This is a genomic window from Microvirga aerophila, assembly GCF_003332305.1.
GTDB lineage: Bacteria > Pseudomonadota > Alphaproteobacteria > Rhizobiales > Beijerinckiaceae > Microvirga > Microvirga aerophila.
Window position 1 is genome coordinate 42,622 of record NZ_QOIO01000032.1, and the last position, 20,142, is coordinate 62,763.

The following is a 20,142-nucleotide window of genomic DNA, read 5'->3' on the forward strand; positions in this document are numbered from 1 at the left end:
GCCAGCCGATACAGAATGCAACCCGATAAAGCTCGAGAACGAGCGCTTGCGCAGATCAATCTGCGCGCCAGAGGAAACGTAGCCGTACCGTGTGCTGATCGGGCATGCGGTGCTCCAGGAGGTGACGTCGGTGACGACGGCAGCAGGCTCGCGCGATGATACCTTCCCAAAGCTGCTCGCACGAAACGCGCGCATCCGTCCCCATAGGATAGCCTTCCGGCACAAGGACCTAGGCATCTGGCAGTCCTGGACGTGGGCCGAGGTCTACGAGACCGTCCAGGCCTATGCTGGCGGGCTGCGGGCGCTTGGCCTGGAGCGCGGAGGCAGAATCGCCGTGGTCGGACATAACCGGCCCTATCTGTACTGGACCATGATCGCCGCCCAATGGATCGGCGCGATTCCGATTCCGGTCTACGCGGATTCGGTCGCGGAGGAGATGGCCTTTGTGCTCGCTCACGCCGAGGTCACTCATGCTGCGGTGCAAGATCAAGAGCAGGTCGACAAACTCCTGTCCGTTTCAGACCAGATGCCACAGCTCGGCCGTATCCTCTACGACGAAGATCGGGGTTTGAGGGACTACGATCACAGCCGCCTGCATTCGATCCGCTCCGTCATCGAAGAGGGCCGCACCCGTTTGGCGGAGGCATCCGAGAAGGAAAGATCCGAGCAGGAGCTGAGAGCTGGGCAGGGCTCAGAACTTGCGATCATCCTTTACACCTCGGGCACCACAGGTCGTCCCAAAGGCGTCATGCTGACATTCGACAGCGTGATCGCCGCCGCGGAGATCGGTTGTGACTTCGACAAGCTCGATGAAACGGACGAGATCATCGCCTATCTGCCGATCGCCTGGGTGGGTGATCACATCTTCTCCTACGCACAGGCCATCCTCTCGGGCCTGTGCGTCAATTGTCCAGAGAATCCGGAGACCATCGCGGAGGATCGCCGGGAGGTCGGAGCGACCTATGTGTTCGCGCCCCCGCGGGTCTTCGAGAGCATGCTGACCCTCACCATGGTGCGCATCGAGGATGCGAGCGCGTTGAAGCGGCGCATGTTCAAGTTCTTCATCGATCATGCCAGCAAGGTGGGGGAGAAAATCCTGAACCGCGAGGCCGGGGTCGGCCTATGGGACCGCTTCCTTTGGCATGTGGGCAATGTCCTCGTTTATGCGCCTCTTCGGAACCGCTTTGGCATGACGAGGGTCAAGGTCGGCTACACGGCCGGCGAAGCCATCGGGCCTGAAATTTTCAGGTTCTACCGCTCGATCGGCGTGAACCTGAAGCAGCTCTACGGTCAGACCGAAGCATCCGTTTACATCACCATGCAGCCCGATGGGGAGATCCGCGCCGACACCGTGGGGCGTCCCGCTCCGCGCGTCGAGATCCGCATCGACGACAATGGGGAGGTTCTCTACCGCTCCCCTGGCGTTTTCGTCGGTTACTACAAGGACGATGCCAAGACGGCCGAGACCAAGTCGCCCGACGGTTTCGTGCGCTCGGGCGATGCCGGGTTCTTCGACGAGACCGGCCATCTCAAGATCATCGACCGGGCCAAGGACGTGGGAAAGATGCAGGACGGTTCCCTCTTCCCGCCCAAATACATCGAGAACAAATTGAAGTTCTATCCGAACATCAAGGAAGCGGTTTGTTTCGGCGACGGGCGGGACTTCGTCGGATGCTTCATCAACATCGACCTCGTGGCGGTCAGCAACTGGGCCGAACGGAACGGCGTGACTTATGCGTCCTACCAGGAACTCGCAGGCCATCCGCTCGTCTACGACATGATCCAAGGCCACGTGGACGAGGTCAATCGCTCCCTCGCGTCGGAGCCGCGCATGGGAGGCGCGCAGATCAGGCGCTTCCTGATCCTGCACAAGGAGCTCGACGCCGACGACGGGGAGCTGACGCGCACCCAAAAGGTCCGCCGCAGCTTCATCGCCGAACGCTACGATCCGCTGATCCAGGCGCTTTATAACGGAACGATGGAGGCGGACATCTCCACGGAGGTGACGTTCGAGGACGGGCGCAAGGGCGTGATTTCGGCCAGGGTCAAGGTCAGGGACATGACGCTCTATCCGGCCGAATGGGCGGCATCGCTGCCGGAGGCTGCCGAATGAGAGCGCCCGACAATCCCGTTGCGGCCAAGCAGGACGTGCTACTCGCAGTCGACAACGTGTCGCTCGGCTTCGGCGGCGTAAAGGCGCTGTCCGATGTGTCCTTCGACATCCGCAAAGGCGAGATCCGCGCCATTATCGGCCCCAACGGCGCCGGCAAGACCTCGATGCTCAACTGCATCAACGGCTTTTATTACCCCACCGAGGGACAGATCACCTTCAAGGGCGTGAAACGGCCCAAGATGCGACCCTATCTGGCGGCCCGGGGCGGCATTGCTCGCACGTTCCAGAACGTGGCCCTGTTCAAGAGCATGTCGACCCTCGACAACATCATGGCCGGGCGCTCCCTCAAGATGCATGCGAATTTCTTCTGGCAGCTCTTCCGCCACGGCCCGGCGATGAAGGAGGAGGCTGCCCACCGGCGCGTGGTGGAGGACATCATCGACTTTCTCGAGATCCAGCACATCCGGAAGACGCCCGTGGGACGGCTTCCATACGGGCTGCAAAAGCGTGTGGAACTGGGCCGGGCGCTCGCCATGGAGCCGGAACTCCTGCTGCTGGACGAGCCGATGGCCGGCATGAACCTCGAGGAGAAGGAGGACATGTCCCGCTTCATCTTCGAGGTGAACCAGCAGTTCGGCACGACCATCGCGCTGATCGAGCACGACATGGGCGTCGTGATGGACCTGTCCGACCGAGTGGTGGTGCTGGAATACGGCCGCAAGATCGCCGATGGCACGCCCGATGAGGTGAAGCGCGACCAGCGCGTCATCGACGCCTATCTCGGCGTGGCCCATTAAGGAGCGGCGATGGACATCCTCTACAAGATCTTCGTCGAGCCTTTCCTGTTCATGGTGGAGGCGCCGGATCTTCTTATCCAAACCCTGTGGGAGGGGCTCGTCTCGGGGGTGCTCTATGCGCTGATCGCCCTTGGGTTCGTGTTGATCTTCAAAGCCTCGGGCGTGTTCAATTTCGCGCAAGGCATCATGGTGGTCTTCTCCGCCCTGATCCTCGTCGGTCTCTATGAGAAAGGCGTGCCGGCCTTCCTGGCGCTTCTTCTCGCCATTGGGGCGATGCTCGTTCTCGCGGTGGCGGTGGAAAGGGTGGTGCTGCGGCCCCTGGTCAATCAGCCCGACATCATCCTGTTTATGGCGACCTTCGGCCTGACCTACTTCCTGATCGGATTGGGCGAGCTGATCTTCGGCGGCAATCCGAAGGAAATGATCACCAGCGCCCTGTTCCTGCCCCAAGGCACGACTGAACTGGAGATGTTTGGCGGGCTCGTGCGCTTTCAGCATCTCGACATCGCGGCCGCCGTCATTGCGTCCATCATGATCGGCGTGCTGGCCGTGTTCTTCTCCAAGACCCGGATCGGGCGCGCCCTTCGGGCCGTCGCCGACAGCCACAAGGCGGCGCTGTCGGTCGGCATTTCGCTCAATCAGATCTGGGTCATCGTCTGGTTCGCGGCCGGCATCGTGGCGCTGGTGGCCGGCATCATGTGGGGCGCGCGTTCGGGCGTATCTTTCTCGCTCCAGATCATCGCCCTCAAGGCGCTCCCGGTTCTCATTCTTGGAGGGTTCACGTCCATTCCAGGCGCGATCATCGGCGGACTCATCATCGGCGTCGGCGAGAAGCTGGGCGAATTTTACTGGGGGCCGCTTGTCGGTGGCGGCATCGAAACCTGGCTGGCCTACGTCATTGCTCTTCTGTTCCTGCTCTACAGGCCGCAAGGCCTGTTCGGCGAGAAGATCATCGAACGGATTTGAGGGAGATCCCGATTGCTCTATCGCGAGGCCGGCCAATACAAGACGAACTACGCCGCCGACATGGCGATTTTCCCCCTGCGTGAGGACCGGGTCGGAATTGCGATCATCATCCTGGCGGCCTACTCGCTGGCTTTCCTGGGCAACAGCTTCCTGCTCCAAGCGGTGATGATCCCGTTCCTGGTCTTTTCGCTGGCGGCCATCGGCCTCAACATCCTGACGGGGTACACGGGTCTCCTGTCCCTCGGGACCGGGGCCTTCATGGGGGTCGGAGCCTACGCCTGCTACAAGCTGATGACGGCGTTTCCAGGCGTGAACGTCATCGTGTGGATCTTCGCGTCCGGCTTCTTCTCCGCCGCCGTGGGCGCGCTCTTCGGGCTGCCGTCCTTGCGCATCAAGGGTTTCTACCTCGCGGTGGCGACGCTTGCGGCGCAGTTCTTCCTGCAATGGTGCTTCATTCGAATCCCGTGGCTCGTCAACTACAACGTCTCGGGAGCCCTCGATGCGCCTCTGCGCACGCTGTTCGGCGTTCCGGTCGTCGGCGCGACCGCAACGCCGCAGACCCGCTATCTGGTGGTCCTGACCATCGTCATCCTGCTCACATGGATTGCATCGAACTTGGTTCACGGCCGCATCGGCCGGGCATGGATCGCGATCCGCGACATGGACCTCGCGGCTGAGCTCATGGGCATCAGGCCGCTTCAAACCAAGCTTTTGGCCTTTGCCGTGTCGTCCTATTACTGCGGCGTCGCCGGAGCCCTTCTCGTGTTCCTCTGGTACGGCGGCGCGGAATACGATGTCTTCAACATCAACCAGTCGTTCTTCATCCTGTTCATGGTGATCATCGGCGGATTGGGCAGCCTGATCGGCTCGTTCTTCGGCGCGGCTCTGATCTTCATCATGCCGATCGTTCTCGGCATCGTGTTGCCGGCGATGCTCTCGCCCTTCGGTCTGTCCGTGGGCGCCGATGTGATCGAGCATCTGCGCTTCATGATCGTGGGAGCGCTCATCATCTTTTTCCTGATCGTCGAACCGCACGGGCTCGCGCGACTTTGGCAGATTGGCAAACAGAAGCTCCTGGTCTGGCCGTTCCCCTATTGACGGCAGGCCCGCCGGAAACGGCGCAAAGGAGACGAAAGCTCATAAGCGGCTCGAAAGGGCCGGATAACAACGGAGGAAACACATGGCCTTTCGAAAACTAAGCCTAGGACTGGCAGTTGCTACCCTTGTAGGAGGCACGGCTCTGCCAGCGGTTGCGCAGGATTCGATCTACGTCCCCCTGTTCACCTATAGAACCGGACCTTTCGCCGGCTCCGGCACCCATATCGCGGACGGGATGCACGACTACCTGCAGATGCTGAACCAGCGTGATGGCGGCATTGGCGGCGTGAAACTCGTCCTTGAGGAATGCGAGACCGGCTACGACACTAAAAAGGGCGTCGAGTGCTACGAGGCCGTGAAGGGCAAGAACCCGGTCATCGTGAATCCCTGGTCGACCGGCATTACGCTCCCGCTGATCCCGCGCGCCGCCGTGGACAAGATCCCGATCCTGTCCATGGCCTACGGACTGTCCGCCTCGGCCAGGGGCGACATCTTCCCGTGGGTCTTCAATCCGCCGAGCACCTACTGGGACGGCCTGTCGATGATCGTCAAATATATCGGCGAGAAGGAAGGCGGCCTTGACAAGCTCAAAGGCAAGAAGATCGGTTTCCTGCATCTCGATGCGAGCTTCGGCAAGGAGCCGATCCCGCTTCTGGAGGAGCTTTCAAAATCGATCGGCTTCGAGGTGAAGCTCTATCCGATTGCCGCCCAGGACATGCAGAACCAGTCATCGCAATGGTTGAACGCACGACGCGACCGGCCGGATTACATGATCATGTGGGGCTGGGGCTCCATGAACGGGGCTGCCATCAAGGAGGCGGTGCGCTCAGGCTACCCGATGGACAAGTTCTATTCCGTGTGGTGGCCTGGTGAGGACGATGCCAGAAGCGGCGGCGCTGGCGCGAAGGGCTTCAAGATGCTCAACTGGCACGCGGTGGGAACGAATTTCCCAGCCCTCCAGGACATCGTGAAGAACGTTGTCGACAAGGGGATGTCGAAAGCCTCCAAGGACAAGGTAGGAGAGCTTCTCTACAACCGCGGCGTCTACAACTCCCTGCTGATCGCTGAAGGCATCGCGACGGCCCAGAAACTCACGGGCAAGAAAGCTGTGACCGGCGAGGACGTGCGCCGCGGCATGGAGAACATCAAGCTCGATCCGGCCCGCCTGAAGGAACTCGGCCTCGAAGGCTTCACGGAACAGCTCGTCCTGTCGTGCTCCGACCACAACGGCCACCGGGCCGCGTTCATGCAGGAATGGGACGGAACCAAGTGGGTGAAGATCAGCGATCCGATCGAGCCGATGACCGACCGCGTCCGCGCCCAGCTTGAGGCTGCGGCGAAGGATTATGCGGAGAAAAACGCCGGCTGGCCCAAGCGCACGGAAGCTTGCGACAAGGCAAGCTGATCGACAGCTCTGAAAGGAGCATGCAGGCCGGTGACGGTCTGCATGCTCCAGCAAGTTTCAAAGGAAACCCCGATGAGCACCGCAGTCCGGACGCAGACGCCGAGTGAACCCGCGACAGGCGAGATCGTCCTCGCGGTCAACAACATTGAGGTCATCTACGACCACGTGATTCTTGTTCTCAAAGGTGTCTCACTCAATGTTCCTCGCGGCGGCATCGTGGCGTTGCTCGGCGCAAACGGCGCAGGCAAGACCACGACCCTGAAGGCGATCTCGAACCTGCTTCGGGCCGAGCGAGGAGAGGTCACGAAGGGCAGCATCGAGTTCGCCGGCGAACGGGTAGATCGGCTGTCTCCGAACGAGCTCGTGCGCCGTGGGTGCATCCAGGTTCTCGAAGGGCGGCACTGTTTCGGTCACCTGACCATCGAGGAAAACCTTCTCACCGGCGCTTTCACGCGCCGGGATGGGAATGCGGCGATCAAGCGCGACCTCGAAGCAATCTACGAATACTTCCCGCGCCTGAAGCAGCGGCGCGGTTCCATGGCGGGCTATACGTCAGGCGGCGAGCAGCAGATGTGCGCCATCGGCAGGGCCATGATGTCCCGTCCGACGATGATCCTGCTGGATGAGCCCTCCATGGGCCTTGCGCCCCAGATCGTGGAGGAGATCTTCGAGATCGTCCGCAAGCTCAACAGCACGGAGGGCGTGTCGCTCCTTCTCGCCGAGCAGAACACCAACATGGCGCTGAAATACGCCACGTACGGCTACATCCTTGAAACCGGGCGCGTCGTCATGGACGGTCCGGCGCAGATGCTGCGCAAGAACGAGGATGTGAAAGAGTTCTACCTAGGCGTCTCCGAGGGAGACCGGAAGTCGTTCCGCAACGTGAAAAGCTACAAGCGCCGCAAGCGCTGGCTGGCCTGAGCCGCTCTGCCGCGTCATGCATAACGGGAGACAGACTGTGACCGATGCCTTTGACGCGCTCGAAGTTCGCGATCCGGCGCAACGGGAAGCGGATATTTTTGCGCGCCTTCCCGAGATTCTCAAAGGCGCCGCCGCCGCGCCGGCCTATGCCGAACGCTTCAAGGGGATCGACCTCGAGCGCGTGGTCAGCCGCGAGGCGCTTGCGGCACTTCCGGTTCTGCGCAAGTCGGAGCTGCCTGCCCTGCAAAAGGCCGCGGCCCCTTTCGGCGGCCTCGTATCCCATTCCCCCGGCTCCTACGGACGCCTATTCACGTCCCCAGGGCCGATCTTCGAGCCCGAAGCGAGAGGCACCGATCCATGGCGCGCCGCGCGTGGGCTCTTCGCAGCCGGCTTCCGCAAGGGCGATGTCGTCCTCAACACGTTCAGCTACCACCTGACGCCGGGCGGATTCATCATGGATTCCGGCGCGCGGGCCCTCGGCTGCGCGGTTATTCCGGCAGGACCGGGCAATACGGAGCAGCAATTCGAACTGATCGAAGCCTACCGTCCGGCAGCTTATTGCGGCACGCCGGACTTTCTCAAGATCCTCCTCGACGGAGCGGCGGCTGCCGGGCGGGACGTTTCGTCCATCAAACGCGCGCTCGTATCCGGCGCGGCCTTTCCCAAATCCCTGCAGGATGAGTTCGCGGACCGGGGCATCGATGCCTATCAGGCCTATGCCACCGCCGATCTGGGCTTCATCGCCTATGAAACCGCAGCCCGGAACGGCCTGGTGGTGAACGAGGACATCATCGTCGAGATCGTGCGTCCCGGAACTGGCGACCCCGTTCCAGAGGGCGAGGTCGGCGAGATCGTGGTGACGACCCTCGATCCGTTTCACCCTTGGATCCGCCTTGCCCTCGGCGACCTCACGGCCGCGATGCCGGGCCTGAGCGTACGCGGGCGCACCAACATGCGTATTAAAGGATGGATGGGGCGGGCTGACCAATCCACCAAGGTGAAGGGAATGTTCGTCAGACCGGAGCAGGTCGCGGAAATCAGTCGTCGTCACCCCGGCCTCGGGCGGCTACGACTCGTCGTGACCCGCGCCGGGGAGGTTGACGACATGATGTTGAAGGTCGAGGCGGAAAAGCCTGACGACGTTCTTGCGGTCGAGATCGCTCGCACGCTTCAAGGCGTCATGAAGCTGAAAGGCTCCGTGTCTTTCACAGCTCCAGGCAGCCTTCCGAATGACGGGAAGGTCATTTCTGACGAGCGGACGTATGATTGAGTGGCAGAGACCTCAGTAGAGGTCTCCCACCACCTCTTGGATCCTTTCCTCACCGGGCCTGACAAGCACGTTCATGCGGCGGCCGTCCGGGAACTCGATCGTCCGAAGGGTCATGACTTCGAGCGGCCGTCCAACGAGCCGCTGACGGCCTGCACCAATCCGGTCGGCTGTCACGACCTGAGGCTTACTGCGTGCGGCAATGGCCTTGCGTGGGGTTTGGCGGTTCGGACGCTCCGTGACGACCTTGGGTGTTGATCGTGTTCTGGCCACAGAAGTGGCTTTCTTCCGGGTAGGTGGTTCAGCGCGTTTGCTCTCCCGCGGCGATTCCCTGGCATCGACGGGAGCAGCTTTGACCGGATTGGATGCCGTGCTTTCAGTAGCCGGCGAGGGCGTGGAAGGCGCCGCCGGAGGCACGGCGGACTGGCTGGGCGAAGGCGCGCCGGTTTGGGGAGCAGCTCCCCCTTCGCCCGGTGGATCGACCCAGGGGCGATCCGTCTGGGCAAGGGCGGTGGACCCGATTGCCAGCAGGCCCAGTAGCGAGCTCACGCCCAGCATCCGTCTCATCCCGCCCGTCATAACCACCTCCCGCACAAACTCTCTTAAGAGAACGCTGCTGTGGCCGGTTCCGGTTCCACGACAATTGTCGCTGCTCGTCGATATGGCGCAGCCCGGTCCGGCGCAGCGCCCGATGAGGAAGTCGGCGGGTCCGACGGATGAGACGGAAGCCTCATTGGGACAGCCATGTCATCGGCTTGCGGGAACGGCCGAGGCTTGACGCGGTTCATACGGTGAGGGCGATGCCCTTTGAAATTTTGCCGTGACGGCAGACTGAATCATTCTGGACCGTTCGCTTTGCGTGGATATCCCGCGTGAGCCCATTATGGAGCCCTCCTTGGCCACCCGCTCAGATCATTCCGATGTCCCGCCGACCCGTACGATCGACCCGATCGATCCGCCGCCTGCGTCCGACCGGCCAACCACGGCGATGCTGAAGGGCGATATCGACAGCGGACGGACCGGCGACAAGAACCCTGTCTTCGATCCGGGCCTCTCACCCCTTGGGACCGACGACGAGGCAGCCGGCACGCCGCCAAGCCCCTTCCGGGTTGCCTTGGCGCGTCGCTATGAGAATGTCGAGCGTTGGATGAAGGGTGCGCGGAGAACGGGCGCTGCCCATAACAAGCAGGACGGTTTCCCGGTGGTCTTCGTCAGCTTCATTGGAGCTGTCGGTGCCATCCTGGTGGTCGGCATATGGATGGCGAGAGCCGTTTAGAAATCGGAGTTGCAGTTAAGCTTTGAACGTAAAAGCATGTCTGGACAACGGGACCCAAAGCGGTCGCGCAGATCGGTGCTTTATTGCTGGATCTGCATAGGCCGGATGATTTGAATCTCCGTCAAAATAAGGTGCATGGAATCACCCTTGAGACGCGAGGGAGCCCTCCGTCCGGAGGCCGCCCCAAAAGGAGCGGGTCTCTCCAACGGGAATCTCACGATCCCTTTCACTTAGGACCTTGCTGTGTTTCAGGCGGTATCACCGCATCGAGCGGATTAGGCCTGCCCTCCGTCACAGGGTTCTCGCCAACAACCTCCTGATAGTCGCGTGTCGATCCGCCGCCCCCATAGCCGGCGGAATCGCCGAAATCGCGTTCCGCCGGATCCGACGCCGGTCCGAGGTTGGGGACGTCACTGTTGGCCCGTTCAGGCTCTCGCCCTTCATTGGCAGGGCCTGAGGCTTGGATGTTTCGGGTCGGGCATGGGGTCTCCTCTCAGGGTTGGAGGTAATTAGGTCACCGAGAGTATGTCGCCTAACCGTGGCCGCGGTTTTGCTTGCGGTTGTCCACCCCTTCGTTCGCCTGGCCTTGGCCCTGCGTCTTGGGAACGCCACCGCCGCCATCGCCGTGATGAGGATGATGCCCAGCATCCTTGCTGTGGCCCTTCGGAACAGCTTCGTCGCTTCGGTCGGGCACGTGCCCCTTCTGCTTCTCGCTGCGATTGTTGTGATTCCGGCTGGTCATGCTTCACCTTTGTGTTCAATACGCCACCGCCGGACTTCCCGGCTTGGCCGCCTTTTCTGTTGCGCCCTTGCAACGAGAGACGATACCAATCATCGGAGTCATTTGTTCCCGAACGTTAGGCCGCATCCTCGACGATTTCATCAAGTGACAGTCCTTCGGCCTGCAGACGCCACATTCGATCGAAGAGGCCGCGCTGCTGGCGAAGGTCCATGGCGGTTCCGTCCTCGACAATGCGGCCGCCCATCATCACGATAATCCGGTCGAATGCCGTCAGGGTGGACAGGCGGTGTGCAACGGCGATCACCGTCCGGTCCCGCATGAGACGTACGAGGGCTTTCTGCACCTCCATCTCCGATTCAGTATCGAGGGCCGACGTTGCTTCGTCGAGGATGATGATCGGCGCATCCTTCAGGAAGGCGCGCGCAATGCCAATCCGCTGCCGCTGACCGCCAGAAAGCTTCATGCCCCGCTCGCCGACCACCGTCGCATAGCCGTCTGGAAGCGAGCAGACAAAACCGTCGCAATAAGCCGCACGGGCTGCCGCGAAAACTTCCTCGTCTGTGGCATCGGGACGTCCGAACCGGATATTCTCCATGACCGTGCGGTGGAAAAGCGATATCTCCTGCGGAACAACCGAGAGCGCAGTGCGCAGGCTGTCCTGACTGACCGATCGTATCGACTGCCCGTCTATGACGATTTCGCCTTTCTGCACGTCGTAGAGTCGTTGCAGGATGTGGATCAATGTCGACTTGCCGGCTCCGGATGGTCCGACAATGCCAACTTTCTGCCCCGCCGGAATTCGCAGGTCGATGTCGTGCACGGCGTCGCGTCCGCCTCCATAGGCAAAGCTGACGTCCCGGAACTCGATCGTGCCGCCCCTTGACTTCAGATCGGGTGCGTTCGGGCTGTCGCACACGGATTGTGGCTGACCAATCACCCGCAGCGTTTCATCAATGTAGCCGAACTGCTGAACCATATCGACAAGCGACAAGGCCATGTCACGGGACCCATGTAGGATCCGGAACGTCAAAGCGCTCACCACAACCACGTCGCCAGGGGTAATCTGGCCAGTGCTCCACAGGTGCACGCACCAGGACAGCATGGCGCCTGCCATTACCCAAAGCGAAATGTCATGGATTACGCGCGCCTTTTCCGTATACATCCAGCTCGCTCGCTGAGCCGTGGCTTCCACCTGGAAATCGTGGGCCAGCCGCTCCCGCTCCCGCCGGCGCGCCGAAAAGGCTTTGACGGCCCACATGTTGGAGATCACGTCGATCAATTCGCCGCTGACATGATTGGAGCGGCCCGCATAGGTTCGGTGATAGTGGTGTCCCCTCTCGCCGAACAGGATCAGCCCGCCTGTCACGATCACGACGAATACGGCGAGCGTCGTCATCATGCGCCAGTCGACAAGCGAGAAGACAATGAGGGCGCCGATGAAGTCGACGAAGGGCGGTAGCACCCGCCACACTACAGTGTTGGTCAGTGCGCCGAAATTTCCAGCCGTCGAGGTGATGCGCTGACCGAGAGAGCCGGCCAGATTCTCGGCAAAATAGCGCATCGGTTGACCATTGAGATAGTCAAAGAGATCGAGCCTCATCGCGACGCCGACGCCGAGCGTGGTGCGGCACCCCAGCCAACCGCTCAATCGCCACAGGACGCTCTCCACGGCTATCAGGCTGATGAACAGGGAGAGCGCCGTCCAAGCGGCGCTGTTGCCGTCTCGCGGGCCAGCCATCGCATCGACGAGGAGCTTCATCACGTACTGAACGGCAACCGCACAACTTGCGGCGGCGATCACCATGATGATGAGCGCTGCGAACTGTAGAGGCCGGGTCCGAATATAGTGGAGAATGAAGGCCTTGGGACCGCGCAGGAAAGGCGGTGGTGGATTGTCGCCGGTAGGTCCTGCGGCAAATCGGGAGTGGCGGCGCGCCAGTATCGGAAAGCTCAGATCGGTCCACATGACAGAATTACTCTGCTGCGGCGAGCGTACCCGCCTGGGTGTTCGCGACGGTGTCAAGTTCGCGGAAAAGCTCCTGCTGACGGCTCAACTCACGGGCCAACGGAGCGCAGACGGATCTCCGTCCATGGTCATCGACGGCGGAGAGGAGGCCGACATGGCAGATGCGCTCGTTATCCCAGCCCGGATAATCGATGATAGGATAGAGACAGACTCCCTCCATCGGAACACCTGCCTCCATGGCCTCGCGAACTTCGGCGCAGACGTAATGAAGCCAGGATGGTCGTCCCGAGCCTTCGGCTCCGGTCTCCGCCATGAGAATGGGTCGGCCATAGCGCCGGTGCACTTCAATCAGCATGTCATGTAAGGGGCGGTAGGCGTGATGGCCCAACGGGATCGTCGGCCCGGCGTGATACCATTGATTGTCCGGGTAGTAATTGACCCCGACGATATCGATGAATTCGGCTGCTCCGCCCAGTTCCGGCTCCAGCCGACCGGCCAGCATTTCCAATACCTCGAATTGGGAGAGGCGGTACGTCTCGGCGCCGCGGATGTGATGTTCGTCTCCCAGGCCGCCCTCGACATTGATGAGCGGTTCTGCGGTGATGAAACGTGCTCGCCGGTCCACCGCGCGGATTCCATCGATAGCCGCGATGGTCGCTCGCACGAGCTGGCGCTTCAGATCAGGTCCGCGTTGGTGGCAGCAGGGATTGAAACGGCCCACCTCGCCCCCGGCCCATGCCCAGTAGGAGATCTCGTTGATCGGGCAATAAAAGGCATCGCCCTCGGTCTCGTCACGCACGAGCTGGGCGGCGCCAGTGGCGAAGCGCGCGAACCGATCGACAAAATTCGGTGACCAAATATCAAGATCGTCGGGCCAGCCATAATGGCACAGATCCCAGGTGATTTGTGTTCCGTTGGCCCGTGCCGCCCGGAGCATGGGCAGAACACTCGACCAATTATAATGCCCTGGAACGGTCTCGATGAGATGCCAGCGAAGTCCATCGCGGGCTGACGTTATGCCGTGGTGGGAGAGAAGGCGATAATCCTCGGCTACCAAGCGCTCGTGTCCGGTTGCGGCGAGCAGATCAAGCCGCTGGCCATCAAAGCGACGATGGCTCGAACACTCGAAGCCGCCAAGGAAAAAGCTCCGGAACAGGGAGGGGGAAGAGGGCAAGATCATACCAAGTTGATCCTTAGATTGCGGCGCTGTTTTGCCAGGACATGGCGGCTGCCTGACTTGGACTCGGCCCAGCACGAGGCCAAACTAAATTGTTGTGGACCTAGGGCATAAGGAGCGGCGGGAGCACCGCGCCGATCAGCCTCCAACAATCGCGATCGAAATATGTTCCGGTAAATCAATCAATCATTGGGGCTACGCGGCAATGTCGTAATACTTGCCTTGATGCTTGACATTGGATGACTAACAACAACGGTTTAGATAGTTTTGCCGCATCGGAATATTCCGCAGAGAGCTTGATTCTAGCCCGAAGATCCTGCCGAAGATCAAAGCTCTGTCGTCATACCGCGAAGCTTGCCCCGACAACGTCATGGAGGATTTGTCATCCTCCAATCGCCGCCATGTCATTCCATTGGATCCGGCAAATCTCAGGACCATATGGGCTCCTGCCACGGTCACGTTTGGTGACGCTTCGAGCGAGTCATGCCCCCGCCCGCGCGGGCCGGTTCTTCTCATCAACCACAACCTCGTTCATGTGACGCGAAGGGGCCGGATCGACCTCCGGGGGCCAGCCTTCCCGTTGCCGGCGGCGATCCCCGTCGGCTTCCTCCGTCTGGTCGTGCAGGAGAACGACATTGGTGGGGTAGGGCAGATCGATGCCAGCCGCGGTCAGCGCCTGCTTCACGGCCAAGATTCGCGCCCCTGGACATGAACCACATCGGATCGCTTCGAGTCGGTCCACCAGCGAACGCGGACATTGACCGTCGAGCCAGCAAGTTCCCAGGCAAAAGCCTCCGGTGGCGGGTCGCCCGCGACGCCGTCAACATTCCGGATAGCGTCGATGATGATCGCGCAGGCCCGCTCGATGTCGTCGCCGTAGCCGATGCCGACATCGTACTGGCTGCGGCGCAGCGGGAAGGCCGTGTTGACCGTCACGGCGTCGGTGTAGACGGAGCTGTTGATGATCTGGTCGCCTTGTCGGAAGGGCTGCCGCAGGAGGATGAGAAGTCCGGCCAGCCAGTTCTGCAGGATATCCTTGAAAGCAAAACCGATGGCGATGGAGCCGATGCCGAGGGTCGAGAGGAGATTCGCCGGGCTGATCGACGGGAAGATGATGGTGGCGACAATGAGCAGGCCGAGCCCAATGACGCCCCGGCGTGCTGCGCCCGCCAGCATAAGAGCCAAGTCCGGTCGGCTGCGCTGCTTGAACACCCGCAGCACGGCGCGGCGCACGACACCGGGCGGCGATCATCGACAGGACGAAGACGAGGAGCGCGATGCCAAGATTGGGAAGGATTCACCAGAAGCCCTCGATGTAGCTCTCGATCCGATCAAGGGTGATTCGGGTATCAGCTTCCAAGCGGGCCTCCTTGGATATGAACCATCGGTGCGAACGTGGCGCTTACCGGCTCGGTTCCTCATGGGTGCCCATTGCATGAGGGATCGGCTGCTGGAGCGCGTGCCTCAAAGACTGCCTGACAGTGCCATCGGAGATGCTCTAGCCGGAGCAGACCTTATTGCCAGCGCGACTTTGCCGCGGGCTGGAACTCCTCGTCCGATAGGCCGTTCACAGCCTCTCCGATGAGCCACCCTTCTGACATGACAGCACCGCTTCGCTTCCTAATTGCCGAGAACGAGCCGCCTTCGGCACGCGCCAAACGGCGTGAGAGTGTCGGACGCTCGTCCGGCGAGACCTATCTCACCGTCCTGAAAGTCTTGGCACCCACCGCGCACTGTGACCGAATCAAATCCGCCGATGTCGGCTCCGCCCTACCAAGCGGGGCCGCACTCGCTGGGTACGATGGCGTCTTCCTCACGGGCTCGCCGCTGCATCTCTACCAGGAGACAGCAGAAACCCGTCGCGAGGTTGGATTCATGCGAGCGGTCTTCGAATCGGGCACTCCGGCGTTCGGGTCTTGCGCCGGACTGCAGGTCGCGACTGTCGCAGCCGGGGGCAGCGTCCGCCGAAACGCCAATGGGCGTGAAGCAGCGTTCGCGCGGCGCATTACGCCAACGGAGGCAGGCCGCAGCCATCCGCTGCTCGATGGTCGTCCGGCCTCCTTCGACGCCCCCGCCGTACACACCGATGAGGTCGAGACTTTGCCCGCTGGAGCATCGCTGCTTGCCTCCAACCGGGTCACTGGGGTGCAGGCTGCCGATATCCGATTTGGACCGGACGGCGTGTTTTGGGGCGTACAGTATCATCCGGAACTCGGACTTGACGAGGTCGCCGCTGCCCTGCGGCGCCAAGCGGAAGACCTGATCGAGGACGGATTGGCGCGAAGCCATGCCGAAGTGGCCGCCTACGCCGAGGAGATCGAGTCGCTCCACCTGAACCCGGAGCGTCGTGACCTAGCGTGGCGGCTCGGCCTCGACGAGCAGGTCACAAACAAAGACGAACGTCAGACGGAGCTCCGCAATTTCATCGGGCATCTTGTGAAGCCCAGGCGGTCGGAGCGGGGGCGCGCGTGAGCGGAGGGCAAGGGGGAACTACTGGCGGTTCCGCCGATCACAAGCTCCCTTGATGGACCTGTGTGGCTTCCCGGCTGCGCGGTGGGACCGCGCCCATGGCGAAGCTCAGGCTCCATGCGGTAGCGGTGACGGGAGAGCCGGACCTGTCATTTCCCCGAAGGCGCTGGACATGATGAGCATCGCGGGACGGCATTTGCGGAACCGACTTCCACGGTGAACGCTTCAAAAGGGATGCGAACCAGCGACAACGGTAAAGCCATTCTCAGACGAGCTTTCAAGCACCTCGAGCGGGAGCTGCCCGAGAGAGCCGCCTGGGCTATTCGAAACCTCCGTCATCCAAGGGCCCACTGGATGCGAATTCCGGCTGGCGTGCTCCTCGTTCTCGGCGGGGTATTCTCGATCCTGCCATTTCTCGGCCTCTGGATGCTTCCGCTCGGCCTCTTGCTGATCGCCTACGACGTGCCGTTTCTTCGGCGGCCCGTTGGACGCTTCACCATTTGGGGCACCCGGAAATGGGCGACTGCCCGGCAACGACTCTTCCGGAATTCGCCGAGAAGTTAAATTGTCACGCTCTCGAGAGCGCTCGGATCATGATCGGGAGGCAGCGGAAGGCCGCCCGGCCCATGCGCTATACGACTAATCGTATCGGCTCCGACTCGGGCAGGTTCTCTTGGTGCTTCAGAGGGGCTTTCACCACACACACGACCCCTGTCGGCACAAAGGTGAGTTGAACCTGACCGGAGAGATCGGTCGCCAACATTCGCTCGATCAAACGAGTGCCGAATCCCTTACGGGTCGGAGGCGTCACAGGCGGGCCGCCACGCTCCTCCCAGCGCAGAACCAGCAGTGCCGGATCTTCGCCGTTTGTCGTCCAGCCGATGGACACGCGGCCCGATGGCACAGAAAGCGCCCCGTATTTTGCCGCGTTCGTCGCAAGCTCATGGAGCGCCATGGCGAGCGCGAGAGCCACGCCCGGAGCAAGCCGCATGGGCGATCCTTCGATCACGAAGCGCTTGCCTGACTGACGGAGGTAGGGCTCCAGGACTTCTTTGATGACTTCGCCCAATTCAGCCCCATCCCAGTTCTCGCGAGTGAGCACGTCATGGGCGCGCGAGAGTGCGAACAAACGCTCCTCGAATGCTCTTAGGGCCGGGCGACTTTCCTCATTGGTGTTGCGGAAAGTGTGCGCCGCAAGCGATTGGACAGTCGCGAGCGTGTTCTTCACGCGGTGGTTCAGCTCGTCTATCAAAATTCGCTGATGCTCAGCCCAGCGCTTCCGCGCCGTGATATCAAACGCGATGCCCGTGGCTCTGATGTGGATGCTGTCAGGTCCTGACCTGGTTTCCAGATCGGCGCGCAACAGGAGCCAGTGATGAGAACCATCGGGCCAGATAACCTCCAGTTCCTCCTCCGCATGCCGCTCACCCCGACGAAGCGCGGCGCTCGCCGCTGCCTGAAGGCGCTCCCGAGCGCCGGGGGCATACCGGGACCGGATCTGCTCCGGGGTTAGCGATGTGTCCGAAGGAAAGCCCAGAAGACGATTCAGCTCGGGGCTCGTGGTGATTGTCCCAGTGCCGCTGTCACTTTCCCAAACGGCCATTCGTCCTGCATCGAGGGCAAGGCGAAGTCGGCTCTCGCTGGCGCGGAGGGCTTCCTCGCCCAGCTTACGGTTCTGGATGTCCTGAATGATGGCCACGCGATAGATCGGGGTCCCCGAATGGTTTCGCACCAAGGACACCGTCGTCTCGACCCATACGGCTGATCCGTCTTTGCGGATGTACCGTCTCTCGCAACGGAACGAGGGAATCTCCCCGGCGTCGAGCGCAAGAAGCAGGGGCTGGTCATCATCCGGGTGATCCGGATGGGTGAGGCTTTGAAGGGTCCGGCCGATAAGCTCGCCTTCCGTATAGCCAAGGATGTCATGGAGCGTCTGGTTCACCATGAGCCAACGGCCATCAAGGTCCATGTGACCCACGCCGGCGGCCGCCTGCTCGAAAAGAATGCGGTGACGCTCCTCGCTTTCGCGCAAGGCAATCTCCGAGACCTTAGCCTCGGAGATATCGACATTGCATCCTATGAAGCCGAGAAAGCCTCCGCTGCTGTCGAAACGCGGAACGCCCTCGCATCGGAGCCAGCGGGTGTCGCGGTTGCGGTCCTTGACCCGAACATTGAGGCTGACAGGCTCTCTCTGCTCGAACGCCTTGAGGAAGGCCAAGGTGAAGGTCTCGACATCATCAGGGTGGACAATGTTCTTCCAGCCTTCACCCTCTACGGCGGCGGCCGGGTTGCCAAACATGGTTTCATAGTGGCGGTTGGCAAAGGTGATCCGGCCGGTTTCATCGCTCATCCAGATCAGCGCAGGAGCGCCATCCGCCAACAGGCGGAACCGCTCCTCGCTCTCGGCAAGCGCAAGCTCAGCCGATTTCCGCTGAGAGATGTCGATAACCACTCCGGCCAACGCATTTGGCTCGCCACTCTCCCCATAGACCGGCTCGCCCCGCGCCATCACCCAACGGATCTCGCCGTCGGACAGAACAATCCGGTATTCCTGCTCGTACGGGCCACCCATCTTGAAGGCGTTCTGGTGGGTGGCCCTGACCCGGGAGAGGTCCTCGGGGTGAATCCGGGCGGTTACAGCCTCATAGGTGAGCGGCTCATCGCTCCTCAAACCATAAAGTTTACTGAATGCCGGGTGGGCGAGCAGCTGGTTGGTGGTGATGTCCCACTCGTAAGGCAACGCGCCGCCAAGTTCCTGCGACCGGCGCAGGCGCTCTTCGCTGGCACGCAGCGCGACTTCGGCGCGAACTCGCTCCGTGACATCGTATCCTTCGGCGAAGATGCCCGTGACCCTGCCCGTTCGATCGAAGATGGGCTGGTAGACGAGGTCGAGAAATCGCTCTTCGACAGGGCTGCCAGGCTGGCGCTGGAGCTTGACCGCCAGATTACGGCCAACGAACGGTTCTCCGGATCTATAGACGCCATCAACCAGCTCGAAGAACCCTTGCCCTTCAAGTTCCGGCAAGACTTGGCGCACCGGCTTGCCGACGATGTCACGATGGCCGACGAGTTGAAGGTAAGAGGCGTTGACCAGCTCGAAGACGTGATCCGGTCCCCGCAGGATCGCCACAAAGCCAGGCGCCTGCTTGAAGAGATCGTGCAAGTACTCCTTGTCCGCCTGATGGGCAGCGCGAGCTTCGACCTCTCGAGTGGTCTCGGTGCAGGCGCAAAACACCCCACCGATGCTGCCTGACTCGTCATGTGCCGGGCTATACGAGAAGGTAAAATAGGTTTGTTCCTGAAATCCCTTGCGCTGCATCATCAGCGGCAAATCTTCATGGAAGGTTGCCTCGCCCGAAAGCGCTTTGGTCACTAAAGGCTCGACATCATCCCAGATCTCGGACCACACATCCTTGAAGCGGCGACCCATGGCGGCAGGATGCTTTGCCCCAAGAATTTCCGAGTATGAGTCGTTGTAAAGGAAACCGAGTTCCTGTCCCCATGCGATGAACATCGGAAATTTGGAATTGAGCAGGAGATTGACCACTGTTCGCAGGCTCTGCGGCCAATCCGCCGGATGACCGAGTGACGATGTGGACCAGTCCATTGACCGCATGAGCGCTCCCGCTTCGCCCCCGCCTGCGAGAGGGTCACGACCCGGTGAGCCTTTATGACCATGCATTGCAGGGATCCTTGGCAGGATTGAACTGGTCAGGCTCCTCTCGGTGATCCTGATTGGCCATCGGGCGCGGAGCGACGCACACCGCTTTGCCGGCGCTGCCGTCGTGAGCGGAGGCAAACTTGGCGGCGATGCATGCCGTTGGGTCTGGAATAAGGAATGGCCAGAGGAATGATTTGGATAGCATTGGGAAGGTATGAGGAATTCTGCACGTTAATTAGGTTGCGGGCATGCGCCATCAATAACCCGCGCCTTATTGTCCGCAG

The 20,142-nt window shown here is 61.4% G+C and carries 17 protein-coding genes; 10 read left to right on the forward strand and 7 right to left on the reverse strand.

Features of this window, described 5'->3' with window-relative positions; genetic code table 11:
* Positions 1-130 precede the first annotated feature (130 nt).
* The 7 genes from DRB19_RS17775 (at position 131) to DRB19_RS17805 (ending at position 8,570) form a co-directional block, all read left to right on the forward strand.
* Complete coding sequence (locus DRB19_RS17775) at positions 131-2,113, forward strand: AMP-dependent synthetase/ligase (protein WP_245439620.1); 1,983 nt, start codon at positions 131-133, stop codon at positions 2,111-2,113.
* Positions 2,110-2,910, forward strand: a complete 801-nt coding sequence (locus tag DRB19_RS17780) for an ABC transporter ATP-binding protein (RefSeq protein ID WP_174799965.1) — start codon at positions 2,110-2,112, stop codon at positions 2,908-2,910. Before DRB19_RS17775 ends, DRB19_RS17780 begins: the two co-directional genes overlap by 4 nt.
* 9 nt (positions 2,911-2,919) lie before the next feature.
* Positions 2,920-3,876 (forward strand): branched-chain amino acid ABC transporter permease, encoded by a 957-nt coding sequence (locus DRB19_RS17785; protein WP_174799964.1) that lies wholly within the window; start codon positions 2,920-2,922, stop codon positions 3,874-3,876.
* A 12-nt stretch (positions 3,877-3,888) separates the two neighbouring features.
* Entirely contained in the window at positions 3,889-4,974 is a 1,086-nt protein-coding gene (locus DRB19_RS17790) for a branched-chain amino acid ABC transporter permease (RefSeq protein WP_114187368.1), read from the forward strand.
* Between the two features lie 82 nt (positions 4,975-5,056).
* On the forward strand, positions 5,057-6,379 hold the full coding sequence (locus DRB19_RS17795; protein WP_114187369.1) for an ABC transporter substrate-binding protein: 1,323 nt from the start codon (positions 5,057-5,059) through the stop codon (positions 6,377-6,379).
* A gap of 72 nt (positions 6,380-6,451) precedes the next feature.
* Positions 6,452-7,300 (forward strand): ABC transporter ATP-binding protein, encoded by an 849-nt coding sequence (locus DRB19_RS17800; protein ID WP_114187370.1) that lies wholly within the window; start codon positions 6,452-6,454, stop codon positions 7,298-7,300.
* Positions 7,301-7,337: 37 nt separating this feature from the next.
* The gene (locus tag DRB19_RS17805; RefSeq protein WP_114187371.1) at positions 7,338-8,570 is read left to right on the forward strand and encodes a phenylacetate--CoA ligase family protein; all 1,233 of its coding nucleotides are present in this window, start codon (positions 7,338-7,340) and stop codon (positions 8,568-8,570) included.
* A gap of 12 nt (positions 8,571-8,582) precedes the next feature.
* Here the strand turns inward: DRB19_RS17805 and DRB19_RS17810 are convergent, their stop codons facing one another.
* Positions 8,583-9,116: a hypothetical protein gene (locus DRB19_RS17810; protein WP_147021787.1), complete on the reverse strand. Its 534-nt coding sequence runs from the start codon at positions 9,114-9,116 to the stop codon at positions 8,583-8,585.
* 346 nt (positions 9,117-9,462) lie between these two features.
* On the opposite strand from DRB19_RS17810, the gene DRB19_RS17815 reads away from it, so the two are divergent.
* On the forward strand, positions 9,463-9,843 hold the full coding sequence (locus tag DRB19_RS17815) for a hypothetical protein (protein ID WP_245439622.1): 381 nt from the start codon (positions 9,463-9,465) through the stop codon (positions 9,841-9,843).
* Between the two features lie 532 nt (positions 9,844-10,375).
* Here the strand turns inward: DRB19_RS17815 and DRB19_RS17820 are convergent.
* From DRB19_RS17820 to DRB19_RS17840, 5 genes are all read right to left on the reverse strand, one after another.
* On the reverse strand, positions 10,376-10,585 hold the full coding sequence (locus tag DRB19_RS17820) for a hypothetical protein (protein WP_114187374.1): 210 nt from the start codon (positions 10,583-10,585) through the stop codon (positions 10,376-10,378).
* A 115-nt stretch (positions 10,586-10,700) separates the two neighbouring features.
* Positions 10,701-12,551, reverse strand: a complete 1,851-nt coding sequence (locus tag DRB19_RS17825; RefSeq protein ID WP_114187375.1) for an ABC transporter ATP-binding protein — start codon at positions 12,549-12,551, stop codon at positions 10,701-10,703.
* A 7-nt stretch (positions 12,552-12,558) separates the two neighbouring features.
* Complete coding sequence (locus tag DRB19_RS17830) at positions 12,559-13,731, reverse strand: beta-glucosidase (protein WP_114187376.1); 1,173 nt, start codon at positions 13,729-13,731, stop codon at positions 12,559-12,561.
* 478 nt (positions 13,732-14,209) lie between these two features.
* Complete coding sequence (locus DRB19_RS17835; RefSeq protein WP_114187377.1) at positions 14,210-14,419, reverse strand: hypothetical protein; 210 nt, start codon at positions 14,417-14,419, stop codon at positions 14,210-14,212.
* Positions 14,410-14,961, reverse strand: a complete 552-nt coding sequence (locus DRB19_RS17840; protein ID WP_114187378.1) for a mechanosensitive ion channel family protein — start codon at positions 14,959-14,961, stop codon at positions 14,410-14,412. Before DRB19_RS17840 ends, DRB19_RS17835 begins: the two co-directional genes overlap by 10 nt.
* Positions 14,962-15,327: 366 nt before the next feature.
* On the opposite strand from DRB19_RS17840, the gene DRB19_RS17845 reads away from it, so the two are divergent.
* Entirely contained in the window at positions 15,328-16,200 is an 873-nt protein-coding gene (locus DRB19_RS17845) for a type 1 glutamine amidotransferase (protein ID WP_114187379.1), read from the forward strand.
* Positions 16,201-16,551: 351 nt separating this feature from the next.
* Positions 16,552-16,761 carry a hypothetical protein gene (locus DRB19_RS31710; protein ID WP_308494294.1) on the forward strand — a complete coding sequence of 70 codons (210 nt, stop codon included), beginning with the start codon at positions 16,552-16,554 and terminating at the stop codon, positions 16,759-16,761.
* Positions 16,762-16,828: 67 nt separating this feature from the next.
* Here the strand turns inward: DRB19_RS31710 and DRB19_RS17855 are convergent, their stop codons facing one another.
* A complete protein-coding gene (locus tag DRB19_RS17855; RefSeq protein WP_114187380.1) occupies positions 16,829-19,879 on the reverse strand; it encodes a PAS domain S-box protein in 3,051 nt (1,016 codons plus the stop codon).
* Positions 19,880-20,142: the final 263 nt, after the last annotated feature.